Source organism: Paractinoplanes lichenicola, assembly GCF_016785085.1.
GTDB classification, from domain to species: domain Bacteria; phylum Actinomycetota; class Actinomycetes; order Mycobacteriales; family Micromonosporaceae; genus Actinoplanes; species Actinoplanes lichenicola.
This window is the reverse complement of the sequence record NZ_JAENHO010000008.1, coordinates 234534-254084: the sequence shown is the minus strand read 5'-3', so window position 1 is coordinate 254084 and position 19551 is coordinate 234534. Positions and strand designations below refer to the sequence as shown.

General features: G+C 70.8%; 21 protein-coding genes. 13 read left to right on the top strand and 8 right to left on the bottom strand.

Annotated elements, in window-relative coordinates; genetic code table 11:
• The first annotated feature begins 88 nt into the window (after positions 1 to 88).
• Positions 89 to 610, top strand: a complete 522-nt coding sequence (locus JKJ07_RS28265; protein WP_202994841.1) for a type 1 periplasmic-binding domain-containing protein — start codon at positions 89 to 91, stop codon at positions 608 to 610.
• A 312-nt stretch (positions 611 to 922) separates the two neighbouring features.
• Positions 923 to 1948, top strand: a complete 1026-nt coding sequence (locus JKJ07_RS28260; RefSeq protein ID WP_307834449.1) for a pectinesterase family protein — start codon at positions 923 to 925, stop codon at positions 1946 to 1948.
• 264 nt (positions 1949 to 2212) lie between these two features.
• Here JKJ07_RS28260 and JKJ07_RS28255 read toward each other — a convergent pair whose 3' ends face one another.
• Entirely contained in the window at positions 2213 to 2962 is a 750-nt protein-coding gene (locus tag JKJ07_RS28255) for a class I SAM-dependent methyltransferase (RefSeq protein ID WP_202994840.1), read from the bottom strand.
• A 158-nt stretch (positions 2963 to 3120) separates the two neighbouring features.
• On the opposite strand from JKJ07_RS28255, the gene JKJ07_RS28250 reads away from it, so the two are divergent.
• Together JKJ07_RS28250 and JKJ07_RS28245 are read left to right on the top strand one after the other, a co-directional pair.
• Positions 3121 to 4650 carry a pectate lyase family protein gene (locus tag JKJ07_RS28250; RefSeq protein ID WP_202994839.1) on the top strand — a complete coding sequence of 510 codons (1530 nt, stop codon included), beginning with the start codon at positions 3121 to 3123 and terminating at the stop codon, positions 4648 to 4650.
• 296 nt (positions 4651 to 4946) lie between these two features.
• Positions 4947 to 5558, top strand: coding sequence for an NADPH-dependent F420 reductase (locus tag JKJ07_RS28245; RefSeq protein ID WP_202994838.1), 612 nt, complete (start codon positions 4947 to 4949; stop codon positions 5556 to 5558).
• 3 nt (positions 5559 to 5561) lie between these two features.
• Here JKJ07_RS28245 and JKJ07_RS28240 read toward each other — a convergent pair whose 3' ends face one another.
• Positions 5562 to 6284 (bottom strand): anti-sigma factor family protein, encoded by a 723-nt coding sequence (locus JKJ07_RS28240; protein WP_202994837.1) that lies wholly within the window; start codon positions 6282 to 6284, stop codon positions 5562 to 5564.
• Positions 6281 to 6814, bottom strand: coding sequence for a sigma-70 family RNA polymerase sigma factor (locus JKJ07_RS28235; protein ID WP_202995142.1), 534 nt, complete (start codon positions 6812 to 6814; stop codon positions 6281 to 6283). Before JKJ07_RS28235 ends, JKJ07_RS28240 begins: the two co-directional genes overlap by 4 nt.
• A 211-nt stretch (positions 6815 to 7025) precedes the next feature.
• Between JKJ07_RS28235 and JKJ07_RS28230 the strand changes: the two genes are divergently transcribed.
• Positions 7026 to 7796, top strand: coding sequence for a COG4315 family predicted lipoprotein (locus tag JKJ07_RS28230; protein WP_202994836.1), 771 nt, complete (start codon positions 7026 to 7028; stop codon positions 7794 to 7796).
• 67 nt (positions 7797 to 7863) lie between these two features.
• Here the strand turns inward: JKJ07_RS28230 and JKJ07_RS28225 are convergent, their stop codons facing one another.
• On the bottom strand, positions 7864 to 8625 hold the full coding sequence (locus JKJ07_RS28225; protein ID WP_202994835.1) for an SDR family NAD(P)-dependent oxidoreductase: 762 nt from the start codon (positions 8623 to 8625) through the stop codon (positions 7864 to 7866).
• A gap of 87 nt (positions 8626 to 8712) precedes the next feature.
• Between JKJ07_RS28225 and JKJ07_RS28220 the strand changes: the two genes are divergently transcribed.
• Both JKJ07_RS28220 and JKJ07_RS28215 read left to right on the top strand, forming a co-directional pair.
• Complete coding sequence (locus JKJ07_RS28220; RefSeq protein ID WP_202994834.1) at positions 8713 to 9561, top strand: helix-turn-helix transcriptional regulator; 849 nt, start codon at positions 8713 to 8715, stop codon at positions 9559 to 9561.
• The gene (locus tag JKJ07_RS28215) at positions 9558 to 10868 is read left to right on the top strand and encodes a serine hydrolase domain-containing protein (protein ID WP_202994833.1); all 1311 of its coding nucleotides are present in this window, start codon (positions 9558 to 9560) and stop codon (positions 10866 to 10868) included. The genes JKJ07_RS28220 and JKJ07_RS28215 overlap by 4 nt, the downstream gene beginning before the upstream one ends.
• Here JKJ07_RS28215 and JKJ07_RS28210 read toward each other — a convergent pair.
• On the bottom strand, positions 10793 to 11284 hold the full coding sequence (locus tag JKJ07_RS28210) for a methyltransferase domain-containing protein (protein ID WP_202994832.1): 492 nt from the start codon (positions 11282 to 11284) through the stop codon (positions 10793 to 10795). The two genes, JKJ07_RS28215 and JKJ07_RS28210, sit on opposite strands and share 76 nt — an antisense overlap.
• 87 nt (positions 11285 to 11371) lie before the next feature.
• On the opposite strand from JKJ07_RS28210, the gene JKJ07_RS28205 reads away from it, so the two are divergent.
• Positions 11372 to 12664 (top strand): GH1 family beta-glucosidase, encoded by a 1293-nt coding sequence (locus tag JKJ07_RS28205; RefSeq protein WP_202994831.1) that lies wholly within the window; start codon positions 11372 to 11374, stop codon positions 12662 to 12664.
• Here JKJ07_RS28205 and JKJ07_RS28200 read toward each other — a convergent pair.
• Positions 12653 to 13666 (bottom strand): 1-aminocyclopropane-1-carboxylate deaminase, encoded by a 1014-nt coding sequence (locus JKJ07_RS28200; RefSeq protein ID WP_236030035.1) that lies wholly within the window; start codon positions 13664 to 13666, stop codon positions 12653 to 12655. The genes JKJ07_RS28205 and JKJ07_RS28200 overlap by 12 nt on opposite strands.
• On the bottom strand, positions 13663 to 14286 hold the full coding sequence (locus tag JKJ07_RS28195) for a GntR family transcriptional regulator (RefSeq protein WP_202994830.1): 624 nt from the start codon (positions 14284 to 14286) through the stop codon (positions 13663 to 13665). Before JKJ07_RS28195 ends, JKJ07_RS28200 begins: the two co-directional genes overlap by 4 nt.
• Before the next feature lie 295 nt (positions 14287 to 14581).
• On the opposite strand from JKJ07_RS28195, the gene JKJ07_RS28190 reads away from it, so the two are divergent.
• Genes JKJ07_RS28190 through JKJ07_RS28175 form a run of 4 tightly spaced genes read left to right on the top strand, consistent with a single transcriptional unit; the run spans position 14582 to position 16884 of the window.
• Positions 14582 to 14974, top strand: coding sequence for a YbaB/EbfC family nucleoid-associated protein (locus tag JKJ07_RS28190; RefSeq protein ID WP_202994829.1), 393 nt, complete (start codon positions 14582 to 14584; stop codon positions 14972 to 14974).
• Positions 14971 to 15276 carry a type VII secretion target gene (locus tag JKJ07_RS28185; RefSeq protein ID WP_202994828.1) on the top strand — a complete coding sequence of 102 codons (306 nt, stop codon included), beginning with the start codon at positions 14971 to 14973 and terminating at the stop codon, positions 15274 to 15276. The genes JKJ07_RS28190 and JKJ07_RS28185 overlap by 4 nt, the downstream gene beginning before the upstream one ends.
• Positions 15276 to 16277 (top strand): hypothetical protein, encoded by a 1002-nt coding sequence (locus tag JKJ07_RS28180; protein ID WP_202994827.1) that lies wholly within the window; start codon positions 15276 to 15278, stop codon positions 16275 to 16277. Before JKJ07_RS28185 ends, JKJ07_RS28180 begins: the two co-directional genes overlap by 1 nt.
• 19 nt (positions 16278 to 16296) lie before the next feature.
• Entirely contained in the window at positions 16297 to 16884 is a 588-nt protein-coding gene (locus JKJ07_RS28175) for a DUF6346 domain-containing protein (protein ID WP_202994826.1), read from the top strand.
• Between the two features lie 51 nt (positions 16885 to 16935).
• On the opposite strand, the gene JKJ07_RS28170 is transcribed toward JKJ07_RS28175, so the two are convergent.
• Positions 16936 to 18267 (bottom strand): hypothetical protein, encoded by a 1332-nt coding sequence (locus JKJ07_RS28170; protein ID WP_202994825.1) that lies wholly within the window; start codon positions 18265 to 18267, stop codon positions 16936 to 16938.
• A 327-nt stretch (positions 18268 to 18594) separates the two neighbouring features.
• Between JKJ07_RS28170 and JKJ07_RS28165 the strand changes: the two genes are divergently transcribed.
• Positions 18595 to 19551 carry a LysR family transcriptional regulator gene (locus JKJ07_RS28165; RefSeq protein WP_202994824.1) on the top strand — a complete coding sequence of 319 codons (957 nt, stop codon included), beginning with the start codon at positions 18595 to 18597 and terminating at the stop codon, positions 19549 to 19551.

Here is a 19551-nt window from a genome sequence, read left to right as displayed (position 1 = left end):
GCCACGCAACAGCGAGAGAGATCATCCAGGGATCGATACATCTGCACAAGGCATTGTTTAGGAAAACTTGAAGTCATAACATTCGCCGGTGCCTCAACGAGCGACTCCCGTCCCGAAGAACCGGCGACGCCTGTGGTGGGCGGGCGGCGCCACGGCCCTCGCGATCGCGGCCGGGCTGGGGACATGGCTGCTGTGGCCGGAGCCGCCGCGGCAGTTCGAGTTCGTCGACGCCACCGCCTGCCTGCTCACCGACGAGGCCGGGATCACCGGCGCGACGGCCCAGCCGGTCTGGCAGGCCATGCAGGAGAGCTCGCTGTCGAGCCACACCCGGGTCCAATATTTGTCGGTCACCGGCCCGAAGACGCCTGCCAACGCCCGGGCCCACCTGACCGCGCTGACCGGCAGCCAGTGCGGCGTCATCATCGCCGTGGGGCAGAACCAGACCGATGCCGTGAGCGAGGCCGCGGCCGCCTTCCCACAGGTACGGTTCGTCAGCGTCGGGGGCAGCGCGTCGGGCGCCAACGTCGAGGCCGTCGAGGCCGCGCCGGCCGACTCGGTTCGCGCGACCATCGCCCGCCGGCTCGAGGAACTGGCCGACGCCGCCTCCTGAGACGCCTCGATCCACCCCGGCATACGCGCGCTCACCTCTTTGCTCGCCCGCTCGGCTCCTCGCCGCTGCGCGCTTCGCCCCGCCTTGATCGACACCGATCGAGCGGCCGCGTTTGCAGATCATGGCGCCCAACTGGGATTACTTCGCCATGGTCGGCGGGAAGTTTGCAGGCTCGCTCCGGACTATTGACCGGCATCGATTGGCTGCCTACCGTTCGGCAGGAAAGGCCTTACCTAAGAGCTTTTGGCGAGCGGTGGGAGACGTGGCATGCGGCGGCGGACGTTTCTTGGGGCCTCGGTGGGGGTCGTCACGGTGTCTTCGCTCTTCGGTGGGCGGGCGGCCTCCGCGGCACCGGGTGAGCCGGTCGGCGCGATGCAGCAGGCGGGGGCCGGTCGGCGTGTCGTGGTGGCTGGGGACGGAAGCGGGGACTACGCCGGCATTCAGGAGGCGGTGGACGGCGGCGGCACCGTGATCGCGGTGCGGCCGGGGACGTACCGGGGAAGGGTTGTCATCCCCGCGGACCGGCCGGACGTCACGATCGTCGGGCTCGGGCGGCGGGCCGGCGACGTGGTGATCGCCGACGATCGGGCCAATGGGACGCCCAATCCGGCCGGGGGCACGTGGGGCACGACGGGCAGCGCGTCGGTGACCGTGGACGGGGCGGGGTTTCGGGCGCACAACCTGACGTTCGCGAACCTGTTCGACGAGGCAGCCCATCCCGAGATCACCAACCGGCAGGCGGTCGCCGTGCTGACGCGGGCCGATCGGGTGGCGTTCACGCGCGTACGGTTCCTCGGCAATCAGGACACCCTGTACGCGAACAGTTCGGCCGCTACGACGATCGCCCGTGCGTATTTCCGGGACTGCTACGTCGAGGGGGACGTCGACTTCATCTTCGGCCGGGCCACGGCCGTCTTCGAGCGCTGCCGGATCCACTCGCTGGACCGAGAGTCAACCCCGCGCGGGTACGTCACGGCGCCGAGCACTGATATCGCCAACGCGCACGGGTTCCTGTTCGCTCGTTGCGCGTTCACGTCCGACGCCCCGGCGGCCAGCGTCTTTCTCGGACGGCCGTGGCATCCGAGCCAGGACCCGAACGCGATCGGCCAGACCGTCATCCGCGACTCGCGCATCGACGCGCACATCGGCCCGGCCGCGTGGAGCGACTTCGGGACGTGGCCTTGGCAGGACGCCCGCTTCGCCGAATACCGCAACTACGGCCGGGGCGCCCTGATCACACCCGACCGGCCCCAGTTGACCGCGGCCGAGGCCGCCACGCAGACGGTTCCGGCCTTCCTGCGCGGCGCCGACAACTGGTCCCCCGACCGTCACCTCTGACACCACACGCCACCACCCCGGCACTACCGGCCTCGACAACCGCTCCCTGACCGCCACCCCTGACGCCACACGCCTCAACGCCACCGCCCCGGCACTACCGGCCTCCGCGGCCCCGACAACCGGTCCCGGGCCGCCACCTCTGACGCCACACCTCGAAGTGGGGCGTCGGGCACAGCCCGCCCCGAGCCGCCACCCCTCACGCCACGCCACAAAGTGGGGCGACAGGCACAGCCCGCCCCGAGCCGCCACCCCTCACGCCACGCCTCAAAGTGGGGCGACGGGGCGCAGTTTGAAGATCAGGATGCCTAGGTATTTGTTCATCCACGCTTGCTTGTGCGGGTAGCGGCGCGCGGTCTCGGCGTCGAGGTGGGGCTCGTCGGCGGACTCGATCCACAGGCCGGCCGCGCTGAAGACGTTGAGCAGGTCGGACATTGTGTACGTGCGTTTTGTGAGCGGGATCTGCTCGTTCCAGCTTGGGCGGTACGTGTAGTCGGCTCGGGCGAAGTATTCCTCGCCGACCGTGGTTCCGTTCTGCTCGGCGCGTTCTACGGCGTAGCGGAGGGGCTGAGTTCTTGTGAGCAGGATGAAACCGTCCTGGTTGAGCAGCGCTCGCGCGGATCGCAGGGTGCGTACCGGGTCCTTGGCGTAGCCGAACGACTGCAGGAACAGGATCCGGTCGAACGTCCGGCCGCTCAGTTCTGGCAGCGCGTCGGGCTCGGACAGGTCGCCCTGAATCAGCTCGGCACCGGGCGGCGGGGAGGCGATGAAGTTTCCCGCGATGTCGACACCGGCGGAGGCGGCCGCGCCTTCGAGCACGAGTTCCGCCAGCTTGCCGCCGTTGCCGCAGCCCAGGTCGAGGATCGAGCGGCCGGTGACATCGCCGAGCATGGTCCGCTCGGCCGGCCACTCGACCAGCCGGTCCAGCGAGTCTTCTCGGGCGCGGGCCTGCTCGTAGTCGGTGGTGAGCGCTTGCCACGCCCGACTCGAATTCTGGCCGTGGTCATGTGCCGTCATGCCGGGGAGCGTAGTCGCCGCCGAACCTGTGCTCGGGGACTGCAAATTTCCTGCGTTGTCCGATCCATTGACGACCGTCGAGCGAGCGTGTGACGGTGGCGGCAAGCGCTTTCCTGCATGTCAGTGCGGCTGCCACCGGCCGCTGGAGAGGACCCTCCATGCCCATCGCTCCCGCGGCCGGACTGGTTGCCGCGTTGCTGTTCACACTGGCCGCCCCGGCCGCCGATCTGACGCCCGCGGGCTTGCCGATCGCGGACGCGCCGAGCGCGGGCCTGGCGAGTACGGGTTCGCCGAGTGCGGGTGTGGCGACTACTGGACTGTCGACTGCTGGACTGTCGACCGGGGGTGCGTCGGTTGCTGGCCCGTCGACCGCGGGTGCGCCGGCTGCCGGACTGTCGACCGGGGGTGCGTCGGTTGCGGGTTTGGCGGCCGGTGTCGGGGCGGGTGTGCTCGATGTCGCGCGGCAGGGCATCGCGCCTGATGACGGGTGGGCGGCGGCCGGGGCGGGGACCAGCGGGGGTTCGGCGGCCGATGCGGCGCACGTCTTCGTGGTGCGTAATCGTGCGGAGCTGATCGAGGCGCTCGGCGGGGACGCGCTCACCAACGGACAGAACGCGACACCCAAGATCGTGCTGATCAGCGGGCGGATCGACCTGCGCAAAGATGACAGCGGGAAAGCGTTGTCGTGTGCGGACTTCGCGGACCCGGCCTACTCGCTGGAGGGCTTCCTGGCCGCGTACGACCCGGCGGTCTGGGGAACCGCGAGCAAGCCGACGGGCGTGCTCGAAGATGCTCGGGTGCGGTCGGCCAAGCGGCAGTCCGATCACATTCGCATCAATGTGGGCAGCAACACGACCATTCTGGGGATCAACGGCGGCCGGCTCGAGCACGGCAGTCTGCTGCTGACCAACGTGAGCAACGTGATCGTACGGAATCTGGAAGTCACCGACGCCGCGGACTGCTTCCCGGCCTGGGACCCGACCGACGGCTCGGCGGGCAACTGGAACTCGCTCTACGACCTGGTGTCGCTGAGCGGCGCGACCAACGTGTGGCTCGACCACAACACGTTCAGCGACGGCAACAACCACGACCGCGACCAGCCGGTCCACTTCGGCCGGCCCTATCAGGTGCACGACGGCGCGTCGGACATCATCCGCGGGTCCGACCTGGTCACGGTGTCGTGGAACGACTACTACGACCACGACAAGACGATGCTGATCGGCTCGACCGACACGCCCGGCGTCGACGTGGGCAAGCTGCGCGTCACCGTGCATCACAACCGCTTCGGCAACGTGATCCAAAGGGCGCCCCGCGTACGGTTCGGCCAGGTCGACGTGTTCAACAACCTCTACAGGGCGACGGATGAGGAATACGTCTACTCGCTGGGGGTGGGCGTCGAGTCAAGCATCTACGCCGAGAACAACTACTTCCGGTTGAGCGCCGACGTGCCGCCGTCCGACGTGATCGCCTATTGGAAGGGCACCCGGATCACGGCTCGGGGCACGCTCGTGCAGAACTCGCACCGGCCCGCCGTGCCGGTCGACCTGGTGGCCGCCTACAACGCCGCCCACGACCCCGACCTGACCCCCGACGCCGGCTGGACACCTGCGCTGCGCACCCGCCTCGACCCCACGGCGGCCGTTCCGGCCCTGGTCAACGCTGGCGCCGGCATCCGCCGCATCCTCTGAGCAAACACCCCCCCGTACGCGCACCGGCCACTCACCTGACAGCGGGGGTGGCCGGTGCTGCCTTATCAGGTGACCAGGAAGAGGGCGGGTTCGCGTCGTGCTGGGGGACGCGGGAACATCCCGGTTGCGCGCTACGGCCGCGAGGCCCGACTGGGTCGCGGTTGCGGCGGGTTCAGGATCAGTGCTTTTGTCCGAGTCGACGTGGCGTACGGGAAAGGGGTTTGCCTGCGATACGAGAAGAACGGAAAATCCGGGTTTGCCACTCGAAAGGGTGGTGGAACGGGCAACCTAAGGGCATGCAGATCGGCGTGATCGGGGCGGGTCAGCTCGGTGCGACGCTGGCCGAGTGGTGTGCGGAGAGCGGGCATGACGTGGCGGTGACGTCGCGGCATCCGGAGCGGCTCGCGGGCGTGGTGGATCACCTGTTGGGGCACGGCAAGGCGCTGCCGATCGCGCAGACGGCCGAGTTCGCCGACGTGGTGTTGTTCTCGCCCAACTGGGAGTCGGCGTACGAGGCGATCGAGCTGGCGGGCACGACGCTCGACGGTAAAATCATCATCGACGCGACGAATCCGACCGGGCACATGGGTGCGACGAGCGGGTTCGAGCAGCTGCAGCAGATGGCGCCGAAAGCACACTGGGCCAAGGCGCTCAACACGCTGCCGACGGCCACGCTGAACCGGCGGCGCGGGCACGATCCGTTGCTGGCCGAGTTCGTCTGCAGCGATCACCGGGACGCCCGGCAGGCCGCGTCGACGCTGATCCGCGACATGGGTTTCGCGCCGTTCTACGCCGGGGGTGCCGAGACCGCCCGGCTCACCGAACCGGGCGGGCCGCTGCAGCAGCACGAGGTCGACGTCTTCCACGCGCAGGACGCCCTGGCCGAGGCCCTGGCCGTCCTGCACTGACGCTCAGACGTCGACCGAGACGAACTGGGTGCCTGTCGTGTTGACGATGCGGACGGATCGGACCTGGTCGGGGTCGATCAGGGCGCTGCCGTTGAGGGTCGTGCCGCCCGTCTCGCCCGCCGGGGAGACCAGCCAGCTGCCGGCGACCGCGGTGGAGCCGTCGCGGCCGACCACCTCGAGCACACACTTCTGACCGGCGGGAATGCCCCCGACCGTGGCCGTCACCCGCACCCAGCCGGCGGCGGGTGTCACCGCCACTTCCATCCGGGCTCCGGTGGCCGCGTCTGTGCCCGAGCCGACCAGCGCCCCGGCCGGCACCGACAGGGTGGCCGTCGGCTGGGCGAGCGGCTCGGGTGACGGGGCCGTGCCCCGCCCGACCAGCACCCCGCCCACGACCGCGATGGCGGCGACCGCGGCGGCGATCGAGGTCACCGTGGCGACCCGCTTGTAACGGCGGCCGGACGACTCGCGGCGGACCTGGCGCAGCGTGCGCTGCAGCAGCAGGTCGGCGTCGTCGGGCGGGCCGTCGAGGAGCATCGCGTCGGGCACCTCGCCGAGCTGGTCGGACCACTGGCGCAGCGAATCGCGCTCGGCCCGGCACTCGGCGCAGCCCGCCAGGTGGGTGTCGGCCTGGGCCTTCTCGTCCTCAGAGAGCATTTCCAGCAGGTAGCCGGCCATGTCGACGTGCTCGTTCGCCGTGTTGTTCGCGCTCTCCGGCGTGCTCATGATGCCAACCGTTCCGTGCCGGCCTCGCGCAAGGCCCGCAACGCATAGAAGGATCGGGATTTGACCGTCCCGGGCGGGATGCCGAGCGCCTCCGCGGCCTCGGCGACGGTGTTGCCTTTGAGGTAGACCTGTTCGAGCACTTCACGATGCTCGGACGAGAGCCGGCTGAGCGCGTCGACCACGACCATCGACGTGACCACGCGATCGGAGTGGTCCTGTTCGACCGCGGCGTCGGGCGGGCTCTCGGCGACCTCGGGCGGGCGCCGGTTTCGGGCGCGGATCTGATCGAGCACGATGTTGCGGCAGACCGTGAGCAACCATCCCCGGACGGAGCCCTTGCCGTTGTTGAGGCTCTCGGGGTGCCGCCAGGCGCGCACCAGCGCCTCCTGGACGACGTCCTCGGCGGCGGCGCGATCTCGGGTCAGCTGCGTGGCATACGCGAGCATGGCCCGTCCATGTTCCTGAAACAACGATCTGACCAGTGCTTCATCGGCCACCTCCCGGTGCGGTCTCTGTCTGCTCGACGGCATCCTTTTCTCTCCCCGCGGCACTCTCACGTGCACGCCTCGCGCCTTCTACGAGAACGACATCGATGAAAGTACTGTGCTGCGGCTACTCGAAGTACGTCGCGGGTCGCCCGCCCGGATCAAGATTTTCCGAAAGTGGCACATCCGAGTGAACCGCTCCGCGGGAGCCGTCGTGTGGAGGGCAGGCCCAACGATCTGAGACAGGGAGCCGGTCATGAGGAAGATCTTCGTCGCGGCAGTTCTGGCCGCCGGCCTCGCGAGCGTTTCGGCCTGCGGAAGCCTGGCCGCGACCGATGACTCCGCGGGGCAGGTGCCGGTGGCGGTGCAGGCCACCCAGGCCCCGCCCAACCCGCAAGGCCCCGGTGAGCTGCCCGATCTGGCCGGCATCGAGGTGAACCCGTCCGCGACGGAGGAGCTGCCGGCCACGGCGGACCCGGTCGAGACCGAGCCGGCCGCCGACGAGGAGACGAAGGCCCCCGAGCCGGCCGCCTCGCCGACGGTCGCCAAGACCCAGAAGTGGGTCAAGATCTTCAGCGGGCCGTCGCAGCAGGACATCACCCCGCCGAAGTCGCGCACCGCGGGCAGCAAGACGGTCGAGCTCAACGCCACCGAGAACGAGCAGATCGGCACCTACGTGGCCGACGGCGCGGGGCGCACGCTCTACCGCTTCGACAACGACTCGAACAAGCCGCCCAAGTCGGTCTGCAACGGCGACTGCGCGACGGCCTGGCCCCCGCTGCTGATCAAGAGCCCCGGCAAGATCTTCCCGGACGGCCTCGACCCCAAGATCCTGGGTTACGTCGAGCGGGCCGACGGCACCTGCCAGGTCACGATCAACGGCTGGCCCGTCTACTACTTCGTCGCCGACGCCAAGCCGGGCGACATCAACGGCCAGGGCCTCAACGGCAAGTGGTTCGCGATCAAGCCCGACGGCGGCAAGACCGCCGCGGCGCCCGGTCCGCTCTCGTCGAGCGGCACCAAATAACTGAGCCGGCAATTTCTATCGGGGGCGCGCCCGGTGGTCCTGGCGGGGACCACCGGGTGCGGCGTGTCTAGGCACGGGCACCGCCGTCGACGCGCAGCACCGTTCCGGTGACGAACGACGAGCGGTCGCTGAGCAGCCACGCGGCGGCCTGGGCGATCTCCTCGGGGCCGGCCTGCCGGCCCAGCGGGGTGCCGGCGATCAGACGGTCCACCAGCCCGGGCGTGTGCGATTGCCAGGTCTCGATCATTTCCGTACGGGTGTTGCCGGGCGCGACGGCGTTGACGCGGATGCCCTCCGGCCCGTACGTGATGGCCGCCGACTCGGTGAGGCTGTTGACGGCGCGCTTCATCGCCCCGTACGCGGGCAGGGCGGGGTTGCCGGCCAGGCTCCCGACGCTGGAGTTGTTGACGATCGCGCCCCGGCCGGCGGTGGCCCGGATGGCGCTGACCTGGGCGACCATGGCGAGCCAGACCCCGCGCAGGTTGACCTCGTAGAGCCGGTCGAAGTCGGAAATATCGGTCGCATCCATGGGACCGGGCGGGGTGATCGCCGCGCCGTTGTTGAACGCCACGTCGAGTCGTCCGAACAGCGCCACCGTACGGTCGACGGCGGCGCGCAGCCCGTCGGGGTCGGCGAGGTCGGCCACCACGTAGTCAGCAGTGCCGCCGGTGGCCCGGATGTCCGCCGTCACGGCCTTGAGCTGATCCTCCGTCCGCGCCGTGAGCAGCACCGCGGCCCCCTCACGGGCGAACAGCCGGGCCGCCGCGGCCCCGATCCCCCGGCCGGCACCGCTGACGAACGCGACCTTGTCGTGCAGCAGAGTTGTCATGCCGTCGACCGTGGCCCGCCCCGGCCGCCGCAACCAGGTACTGACAAGACCTGGTTGGCGCCCGCGGGCGGCGGGAGGATGGTCGCCATGGACAGAGCAGAGCTGGCCGCGTTCCTGCGGTCACGACGCGAGCGGGTCACCCCCGCCGACGTCGGCCTGCCCGCCGGTCCCCGCCGCCGCACCCCGGGCCTGCGGCGGGAGGAGGTGGCGCAGCTGGCGTTCATCTCGACGGAGTATTACGCGCGGCTCGAGCAGGCCCGCGCCCCGCACCCGTCGACCGAGGTGCTCACCGGTCTCGCCCGGGCGCTGCGCCTCTCCGACGCCGAACGCGCCCACCTGCACCAGCTCGCCGGGGCGCCACCGGTCGCGCGGGGGCCGTCCCGTGAGGTGCGCCGGAGCATCCTCGATCTGATCCAGCGCCTCCCCCACGCCGCGGCCACGGTGATCTCGGCCGGCTTCGACATCCTGGCCTGGAACGAGCTCGCCGCGGCCCTGCTGGAAGACTTCTCGGCAGTCCCCCAGCGCGAGCGCAATCTGGTCCGGCGCGCGTTCCTCGGCCCGCACAAAGACGGCCAGATCCTGTACGGGGTGTCCGACCTCGACGACTTCGCGCGGCACTCGGCGCACCGGCTGCGCGCGGCCGCGGCCCGCTATCCCGACGACGACGGCGTGCGCTCGCTGGTGGATGACCTGCTCGCCGGCAGCCCGCGCTTCCGCGAGCTGTGGGAGTCGCACGACGTCACCGACGAGCCGACGCTGCGCAAGACGTTCCGGCATCCGGTGGTCGGCCCGATCACGCTCAACTGCGACGTGCTCGACATCGCCGACCGTGATCAGCGGGTGGTCATCTACACCGCCGAGCCCGGGTCGCCGGCCGAGGAGTCGTTGCGGCTGCTGTCGGTGATCGGCACTCAGCGTATGGTCGAGACCTTATGAGCTTTGTGGACGGTCTTCTCGAGGAAGCGGCGGCCCGGCACGGGGTGCCCGGCGCGGCGGTCGCGGTCGGGCACGGCGATCAGTTGCTCGAAGCGGCGACCGGCGTCGTCAACCGCGAGACCGGCGTCGAGACCACGCCCGAGAGCGTGTTCCAGATCGGCTCGGTCAGCAAGGTGTGGACCACCGCGCTGGTCATGCAGCTGGTCGACGACGGCCTGGTCGAGCTCGACGAGCCGGTGCGGCGCTACCTGCCCGGGTTCGCGGTGGTCGACCCGGCGGCGACCGAGCAGATCACGGTTCGGCAGTTGCTGCTGCACACGGGCGGGTTCGACGGCGACCTGTTCGAGGACATGGGCCGCGGCGACGAGGCGCTCGAGCGCTACCTGGGCTTTCTGGGCGGCCACGCGCAGCAGATCGCGCCGCCCGGCAGATACTTCTCCTACTGCAACGCCGGTTTCGCGGTGCTCGGCGCCCTGGTGGCCCGGCTGCGCGGCGGCACGTGGGAGTCGGTGCTGCGGGAACGGCTGATCGAGCCGCTCGGCGCCCGGCACATGGCGCTGCTGCCCGAGGAGGCGGTGCTTTACCGGGCCGCGGCGGGGCATCTGCGGTCGGGCGCCGTGGTGCGGCCGTGGGTGATGACGCGCGCGATGGGCCCGGCCGGGTCGACGGCGTGCGCGGCGCCGCGTGACCTGGTGCGGTTCGGCCGGATGTTCCTCGACGGCGAGCTGCTGTCCGCGGAGTCGATCGCGGCCATGACCACGCCCTGTCTCACGTTGCCGGGCGCCTCCGAACGCGGCGACGGGCGGCGCGCGCTCGGCACCGAGATCTTCGACTGGGCGGGCACGACGGCCTTCGGCCATGACGGCGGCACGGTCGGCCAGTCGACGCTGTGGCGGGTCGTCCCGTCGCACGAGCTGGTGATCGCGATCAACGCCAACGGCGGCAACGCGCCCGGCCTGATCGACGACGTGCTCGACGGGGTGATCGGTGAGCTGATCGGCGTCACCGTGCCGGGCCGCCCGACGCCGCCGGCCACGGTCGTGCGGGGTGTGCCGGTCGAGGGCCGCTTCGAGTTCCCCCTGGGTGCGTACGACGTGCGGCCCGTCGCGGACGGCCTGGAGATCACCGCGACCCCGCTCGGCGTGGCGGCCGAGATGGACGAGCCGTCGACCCGCCGCTACATCCCGCTGACCGGCGACACGTGGATCACGACCGAGCCCGACGACGGCTTCTACTCGACGTTCACCTTCCTCGAGGACGGCAAATTCCTGTACGGCGGCCGGATCGCGCGCCGGGTCGGCGGGTAGCGGCCGGTCAGCGGGTTGCGGCGGTCAGGGACATCGGCATCGCGAGCAGCAGCCGGCCGTTCTCGGCGCGCCGGTCCTGGTCGGCCAGCCACGCCTCGGCCTCGGCCGGCGTGCTCGCGGGCGGCGTCGGCGTGGCTGGTCAGCAGCTGCCGCGCGCCCGGGTCGGTGAAGACGGCCGTGTGCACCACCAGCGGGACGTCGCCGAAGCCATGGTCGAGCAGCAGGCTGCGATAGGCGCGGGCGATCCTCGGTTGCTCGATCGTGTCGGCGCGGGCGTGCACGATGCGGCGGGTCACCTCGGGCAGGCCGGAATCGGTGAGGATCGTGTCCCAGTCCTGCCCGGCCAGCACGATCCGCCCGCCGGGGGCCAGCACCCGGCGGGCCTCGGCCAGCGCGGCGGCCGGGTCGGGCAGCACGAGTGCCCGCGGTTCCGCGACATGGTGCTCTCCCGGCAGGACGGCGTCGATCTAGCCGTGGTGCTCGACCATCACTAGGGTCGGATCATGTCGCTGCCGCGCTTTCCTGACGGGTTTCTGTTCGGGTGCTCCACGGCCTCTTATCAGATCGAGGGGGCGGTGACCGAGGACGGGCGCGGGCCGTCCATCTGGGACACGTTCGCGCACACGCCGGGCAAGACGATCGACGGGGACACCGGAGACGTGGCGTGCGACCACTATCACCGGTACGGCGAGGACGTCGCGCTGCTGGCCGAGCTGGGCGTGGGGGCGTACAGGTTCTCGATCGCCTGGCCGCGGGTGCAGCCGACGGGCGTGGGCGAACCCAACAAGGCCGGCCTCGACTTCTACGACCGGCTCGTCGACGCGCTGCTCGAGAAGGGCATCACGCCGCTGCCCACGCTGTTCCACTGGGACCTGCCGCAGGCGCTGGAGGATCAGGGCGGCTGGCTGTCGCGCGACACGTCGTCGCGGTTCGCCGACTACAGCGCGCTGGTCGCCGCGCGGCTCGGTGATCGCGTACGGCGGTGGATCACGCTGAACGAGCCGATCGTGCACATGGCGCAGGGTTACGCGTACGGGACGCATGCCCCGGGACGCACGTTGATGCTCGAAGCCCTGCCGGTCGCGCACCACCAGCTGCTCGGGCATGGTCTCGCCGTGCGGGCGCTGCGCGCCGCCGGGGCGACCGAGGTGATGCTGACCAACAACTGCACCCCGGTGCGCGCGGCCGACGACTCCCCCGCCGCCTCGGTCTACGACGCCTTCCACAACCGGCTCTTCAACGACCCCGTGCTGCTCGGCTCGTATCCCGACTTTCTCGCGGCCGCCCTCGGCGACGTCGTGCACGAGGGCGACCTCGAGATCATCCGTACGCCGATCGACGCGCTCGGCATCAACTACTACAACCCGACGCTGGTCGGCGCGCCCACCGCGGAGTCGCCGCTGCCGTTCGAACTGCTGCCGATCGAGGGCGTGCCGACGACGGCGTTCGGCTGGCCCGTCGTCCCGTCCGGGCTGACCGAGCTGCTCACCGGGCTGCGCGACACGTACGGGGACGCCTTGCCGCCGATCTACATCACCGAGAACGGCTGTTCGACGACCGAGGGCACCGACGACCCGTTCCGCCGCGACTACCTCGACACCCACCTGCGCGCCCTGCACGACGCGATCACCGCGGGTGTCGACGTGCGCGGCTACTTCGTGTGGTCGCTGCTCGACAACTTCGAGTGGGCCGAGGGCTATTCACAACGGTTCGGCCTCGTCCACGTCGACTTCAACACCCTTTCCCGTACGCCGCGGAGCTCGTTCTACTGGTTGCGGGACGCCCTAGCTGAATAGCGCGCTGTAACCGTTGAGCGCCGGCTGGCCCCCGAGGTGCGCGTAGAGCACCGTGGCATCGGCCGGGATCTCCTTGCGCGACACCAGGTCGATCAGGGCGGCCATCGACTTGCCCTCGTAGACCGGGTCGGTGACCATTCCCTCCGTACGGGCGGCCACCCGCATCGCCTCGAGCGTGGTCGCGTCGGGGATGCCGTAGACGCCGGCGTGGTAGCGCTCGTCGAGCAGGATCTCGTCCTCGGTCAGGTCACGCTTCAAGCCGATCAGCGAGGCCGTGTTGCGGGCGATCCGGGCCACCTGCGCGCGGGTCTCGGCGGGCTTGGCCGAGCCGTCGATGCCGAGCACCCGCCGGGGGCGGCCACCCGCGTCCTGGAGAGCGGCGAACCCGGCGATCATGCCGGCCTGGGTGCTGCCGGTGACCGAGCAGACGATGACGGTGTCGAAGAAGACGCCGAGCTGCTCCTCCTGCTGCGCCACCTCGTACGCCCAATTGGCGAAGCCGAGACCGCCGAGCTTGTGATCGGAGGCGCCGGCCGGGATCGCGTACGGCTTGCCGCCCGCGGCCTCGATGTCGCGCAGCGCCTGCTCCCAGCTCTCCTTGAAGCCGATGCCGAACTCGGAGCGCACGAGCCTGACCTCGGCCCCGGCGAGCCGGCTGATCAGGATGTTGCCGACCTTGTCGTAGACCGGGTCGGGCCACTCGACCCAGCTCTCCTGCACGAGCACACACTTGAGCCCGGCCCGCGCGGCGACGGCGGCGACCTGCCGGGTGTGGTTGGACTGCACGCCGCCGATCGAGACGAGCGTGTCGCATCCCTGGGCCAGCGCGTCGGCGACGAGATACTCCAGCTTCCGCGTCTTGTTTCCCCCGTACGCGATGCCGCTGTTGCAGTCCTCCCGCTTGGCCCAGACGGCGGCGCCGCCGAGGTGGGCGGTGAGCCGGTCGAGCTTGTGCACCGGGGAGGGGCCGAAAAGCAGCGGATAACGGTCGAACTCGATCATGCGGATCTCTCCTCCAGCGAACGCCAGATCAGCGACGTGAGACGGGTGGCTTCGGGCACATCGCCGGCGACACAGGCGGCGATCAGGTCGTCGTGCCGCTCGGCCGAGCGGCGGGCCTGGTTCTGGGCGAACTGCAGACGTTCGAGGCGGCGGATCAGCGGGGTGTAGCGCTCGATGGTGGCCGCGAGGGCGCGGTTGCCGCTGGCCCGCACGAGCACGCCGTGCAGGTCGTCGTCGGCGGCCATGGCGGCGTCGATGTCACCTTTGCGGCCGGCTTTCTTGAAGCGGAAGTTGGCGTCGCGCATGGCCGTCAGGTCGGCGGGCTTGAGGTGGGGGACGGTGAGGCTGGCGGCCAGCTCGTGCATGGCGCGGACTACGGCTGCGGCGTCGCGGACCTCGTCGGGCTGCACCTCGGTCACGCGGGTGTAGCTCTGCGGTTTTGTCTCGACCAGGCCCTCGCCGGCCAGGCGGGTCAGGGCGTCGCGGACGGGGGCTCGGGACAGTCCCAGGCGGTCGGCGATCTCGGCACTGTTCACCACTGCGCCCGGCGCGAGGTCGCCCTTGACGACGGCGTCCCGGATCGACTCGTACGCCGTCTCCCGCAGCAGTCTGCGTTCCACCCGCTCCAGGGTCACCCGTCCCCTCGCCGCGCGTCGGCACTGAAATGTTAGATGCCAGATGTTACTTCGATCAGCGGCGTGCCGGCAACGTCGGGGTGCGCCTCTGCGGAACTCACCATCGGAGGGCAGCAATGCGTCAGGGACTGAGATGTCAGATGGCAGCTCGACCCGAAGTCGTACGGGTGGTTTGGCGCTGTGCGGGCACCGAGCAGTGAGCGGAGCAGGGGACATCGCCTACGGTAATCATTGGCTACGATGCGGGGCTTGATCATCAGCCGCTGACGAAGGGTTCCCTGTGCCGCTCGATCCCGAGGACTTCCTGGTCGACTGGGAACGCAAGGTCGAACAGCAGACCGCCATGACGACCGAGCTGAGCCGGCGCATGCAGGACACCCGCGCGACCGCCGAGTCGCGCGGCGGTGAGGCCGTGGTCACCGTCGACCAGTCCGGCGGGCTGGCCGCGCTCGAGCTGACCGACCGGGCCATGCGGCTGTCTCCCGAAGAGCTGTCCCGGACGATCCTCGAGACCAGCCGCCGCGCGCAGGCCCGCCTGGCCGAGCAGATGACCGAGATCGTGACCGGCCTCTACGGCGCGGGCTCGGACACCGCCGCCTTCATCGGCGGGGCGTACGCCGAGCAGTTCCCGACCCCACCCGAGGACGACGACACCGAGGAGCGCCGCCGATGAGCGACGTCTACATCGATTCCGCGGCGCTGCGGGCGCACGCCAAGATGGTCGACGAGGCCGCCCGGATGTGTGACGAGGCCACCGCCGGCGCCGAATACGTCGACCTGCACGACGAGGTCTACGGCCTGCTGTGCAGCCCGCTCGCCCTGCCGTTCATCCAGCCGCTGCAGGATTTCGCGTTGCAGGAGCTCAAGACCGGCGCCGACGCGACCGCGCACGTGGCCGAGCTGCTGCGCGCGGTGTCCGACGACGCCGACATGACCGACAGCAACGTGGCCGGCCGCTTCAAGGCGGGCAGCTGATGAGCGACACGGCGTTCACCCGGCCCGGCCTGATCGCGACCGAGGGCGAGACCAAGTCGTACGAGGGTGCGGGTCTGTTCGAGTCGGCCGGCGGCATCGTCGACGGGTTCGCGAACCAGGACTACCTCGGGGTCGGCGGCAATCTGCTCGCGGGCGGCCTGGGGCTGCTCGGCGCGGTCATGGACCCGCTGCAAGCCGTGTTCGCGGCCGGCGTCGGGTGGCTGATGGAGCACGTCAGCTTCCTGCGTGAGCCGCTCGACAAGCTGTGCGGCGACCCCAAGGCGATCGAGGCGCACGCCCAGACGTGGTACAAGATCGAGCAGCGGATCTACGACGCCACCGACTTCTTCGTGGCCGAGGTCAAAAACAGCACCGCCGCGTGGGCCGCCAAGTCGGCCGAGGCCTATCGCGCGATGGCCCGCACCCACGCCGAGTCGATCCAGGCCATGGGCAAGGTCGCCGACTTCATGAGCAAGACGACCACGATCATCGGGGCGATGGTCGGGGTCGTGCGCAACACCATTCGCGACATCGTGTCCGAGGTGATCGGCGCGTGCATCTCCAAGGCGATCCAGGCCGTGACCGTCGTGCTCATCCCCAAGGTCGCGGCCGAGGTCGCGATCCTGGTCGCCGAGTGCAGCACCAAGGTGCTCAACCTGCTCAAGCGGCTGTTCTCGGCGATCAAGCAGCTGGGCCTGGCCACCGGCAAGATGGACAACATCCTGCAGGCGATCGGCCAGGCCAACCGCAACGTGCTGCGGCTCGAAGCGTTCCGGATCGAGGCGATCGGCACCGTGGGCGGCACGGGCCGCAACGGTTTCCGGACGGCCTACGACCTGATCGGCCAGGGGCACACCAACGTCTACGGCACCGTCGACAAAGTGGTCCAGGAGACCGCCAAGTCCGCCCCGAAGACGAACGGCGCGCAGAACGCCGGGTCGACGGGCGATACCCTGCGCAAGGAGAATCCCGAACCGACACCGATCGATCTTCCGCTCTGATCCCCCGAGGAGCCCCGCTGTGACCTCCCAGGACGACCGGTACGCCCGGCGCCTCGCCGAGATCCGCGCCCAGGAGGCCGCGCTCGACGCCGAGGACGCGCAGCGTGCGGCCGCGGCGGCCGATCAGGACGCGCACCAGGTGGTCCAGCGCCGCCGGGGCGGCAAGCTGCGGGATTTCCTGATCCTGGCCGGGGTCCTGGTCGCGGGGTTCGCGTTGATCGGGGTGGGGATCACCCTGTCCCGGCTGGCCGGGCACAGCATGGACGACACGACGCGGGCCGGCCAGGCCACGGTGACGTCGTGCAACCGGCACGGGCCGATCACCAACAAGGGCTACGGCTACTGGGAGAGCTGCGCGACCACGATCAAGTGGGCCGACGGCCAGCAGGTGCGGGAGACGATCGGCGCGGTCTTCTCCTCGGCCGACATCGGCAAGACGATCGAGGTCGGCGACTCGGGCCGCTATCGGCAGAGCCAAAATCTGGCCCGGGCCGACGTCGAGGCGCGGCCCTGGCTGCGCTGGGTCGGCTGGGTGCCCGTCGTGATCGGCGGCATCCCGCTGGTGCTGTTCGGCATCGCGCTCAGCGCCCGCCGCCGCAAGCGTTAGAAGCGGCGGCGCCGATCATCCGGCGCCGCCGCCTCACTCCCCAGATCCAAGCTAGTGGCGCCGGCGTCGGGTCAGGACGACGGCGGCGAGGCCGACCACGATCAGCAGCAGTCCCCCGGCGGCCGCGGCGGCAACGTTCGCGCCGGTCAGAGCCAAGACCCCCTGCTCCGTACGGGGTGCGGGCGCGGCGACGGGGGCCGGCGGCGGCGTGGCGGGCGGCGGCGGCGTCATGGCGGGCGCGGCCGGTTTCTCGAACGTCGCGGGGCTACGCTTCGCGCGGACGGGGACAGTGATCAGCGGCGGCGCGGAAGCCTCGGCGAACAGATAGCCGAGGGCGACGTCGAGCAGGTGCGCCCGGCCGAGCAGCACCTCCACCCGTACGGCCGCGGCCTCCGCCCGTACGGAATCGCCGGTCCTCTCCTGACGCGGACCGCCCAGCGAGATCTTGGCCGAGAGCAGCGACGACGTGGTGAGACCGCCGAGCAGCTCGACGCCGACGCTGGCCTCGCGGGTGTCGAGGGTGGCCACCGGCTTGCCCGCGGCGGTCACCTCGAGTACGGCCGGGCGGTAGTCGACCTCGTCGTGGGCGCGGTTGCCGGTCGTCGTGACGGTCAGCGAGGGCTGGGTGACGACCTTGACGGAGACTTCCTGCGGAGTGCCCGCGAAGAGAGTCAGGTCGGACAGGGCGACCCCGGCGGCCGCGGTCACGGCGAGCCGGCCCTGTTTGCGTACGAGGTCGGTGGCGCTCTGGGTGGAGCCGGTGGGCCCGAGTCTGAGCAGGCTGGTCGGCTCGCCGGCGCCGGCCGAGCGCATGGCGCGGATGGCCGGGGTGGCGCCGCCCCCGCCGAGGAACTGCGCCCCGGCCAGCATGGTGGCGCTGCGGGTGAGCGGACCGGTGTCCCCGCAGCGGTAGGCGTCGTCCCAGCGGGCGTCCGCGGTCGACTTGCCCAGCTGGAGCGTGGCCAGGCCGCCCGCGTTGACGCCGACCAGGTTCTCGTCGTTTTTCCCGCTATCTGGGGCCGGGCTGCTGCCGACTCGGGCCCGGGCGTCGATCCCGGCCGGGGCACGGCTCACGGCACCCGTTCCCGGCCGCGCGTCGCCGGGGACTCGCAGGCCGAGCAGCTTGGCGTCGGCGTAGCGGCCGGTGGCGACCGTACGGTGCGGGCGGCGGTCGCTGTCGGCGCTGCCCCGGGCCGAGGCGAGCCGCACGTCGGCCAGCGCGGGCAGGTCGGGGCGCAGCACCCCCGCGTCCAGGACCGTGATCTTCGCGAGGTCGGCCTGGGCCGTGGCGGTGAAGCGGGCCCCCTCGCAGTCCTCGCCGGTCTCTCCGTGCGCCTCGGCCGGCACCGCCAGGACCACGAGGGCGGCCACGGCGGCGGCCACTCCGGAGAATGCAGGATGCGTCCGGGGTGGAGGGAAGGAGCGCGGGGTCGGCATGAAGGTCCTCGCTAGGCGTCGGCGACGGTGTCCGGCTTGACCATCGAGAAGCCATTTGCGGAGGGTACGGACCGATAAGCGGGTTTCCCCTATGAGCACATTCCGGCAATACAGACAATGCCGGGCTTAACGGTTCGCCTTGGTTCTAACGATCGATCTTCGGGTTCGTCACCCGTCGATCATCCCCTGTGGAGATCCAGCTCACATCCAGGTCGGCGCGATAGATTGCGAGAACAACTCGGGATCGGCATGGGGGGTCGGTGAGCACCGGTGATGACGCCGACACAGCTGCGCGCCTATTCGGCCGTCGTACGGCTGGGCTCGGTCAAACTGGCCGCCGCCCAGCTGTCGGTCTCGGAGTCGGCGGTCTCGCTGCACATCGGACAGCTGCGCCGCGAGCTGGGTGACCAGTTGTTCTCCCGTACGGCGGCGGGTCTGGCCTTCACCCCCGGCGGCCTGCGCCTGGCCAGCCGGGCCACCGAACTGCTGGGCCTGCAGGACATCACGGTGCTCGAGGTGAGCGCCGCCGGTCGTGGCCGCCGCCTGCTGCGGGTGGGCGCGTCGAGCCTGTTCGCCGAGCACGCCGCGCCCGGCCTGATCGAGCTGTTCGCGAGCCGCGCGGCCGACCTCGACGTCGAGCTGAGCGTGCGCGACCCCGGCGCGTTCGAGACGCTGCTGCAGACCCGCACGATCGACATCGCCATCGGGCCGCCCCCGGCCGTGCTCGACCCGCCGTTCGCCTCGCGGCCGGTCATGAACTATCGCATCGTGGTCGTCGCCGGCCCCGAGCATCCGATCGTCCACCTGCGCCCGTCGGCCGGCCAGCTGCGCGACCAGACCTGGCTGCTGGGCCCGTCGGCCGCGGCCAAGGTGGGTGCGGTGCCCGAGCTGATGCGCCGGCTGGGCGTGCCCGAGGCCAACCAGCAGATCTACCAGAGCAACGCCGCCGCCCTGGAGGAGGCGAAACGGGGCCGCGGCCTGACCCCGGCCCTGTCGTTCGCGGTGGCCCCCGACGTGCGCAACGGCCTGCTGGTGCAGCTGCCCGGCCCGCACGCGCAGCTGGAGGCCGGCTGGCACGCCCTCACCCTGGCCGACCAGGGCGGTCCGTCGGCGGCGGGCGAGCTGTCGCGGTTCGCCTCCTCGCCGCGCGCGATCCAGGCGATGATGCGCGGCGCGGGCGCCAAGGTCGGCCACTTCCGCCCGTCCGTGCACGTCACGCTCTGGAGCTGA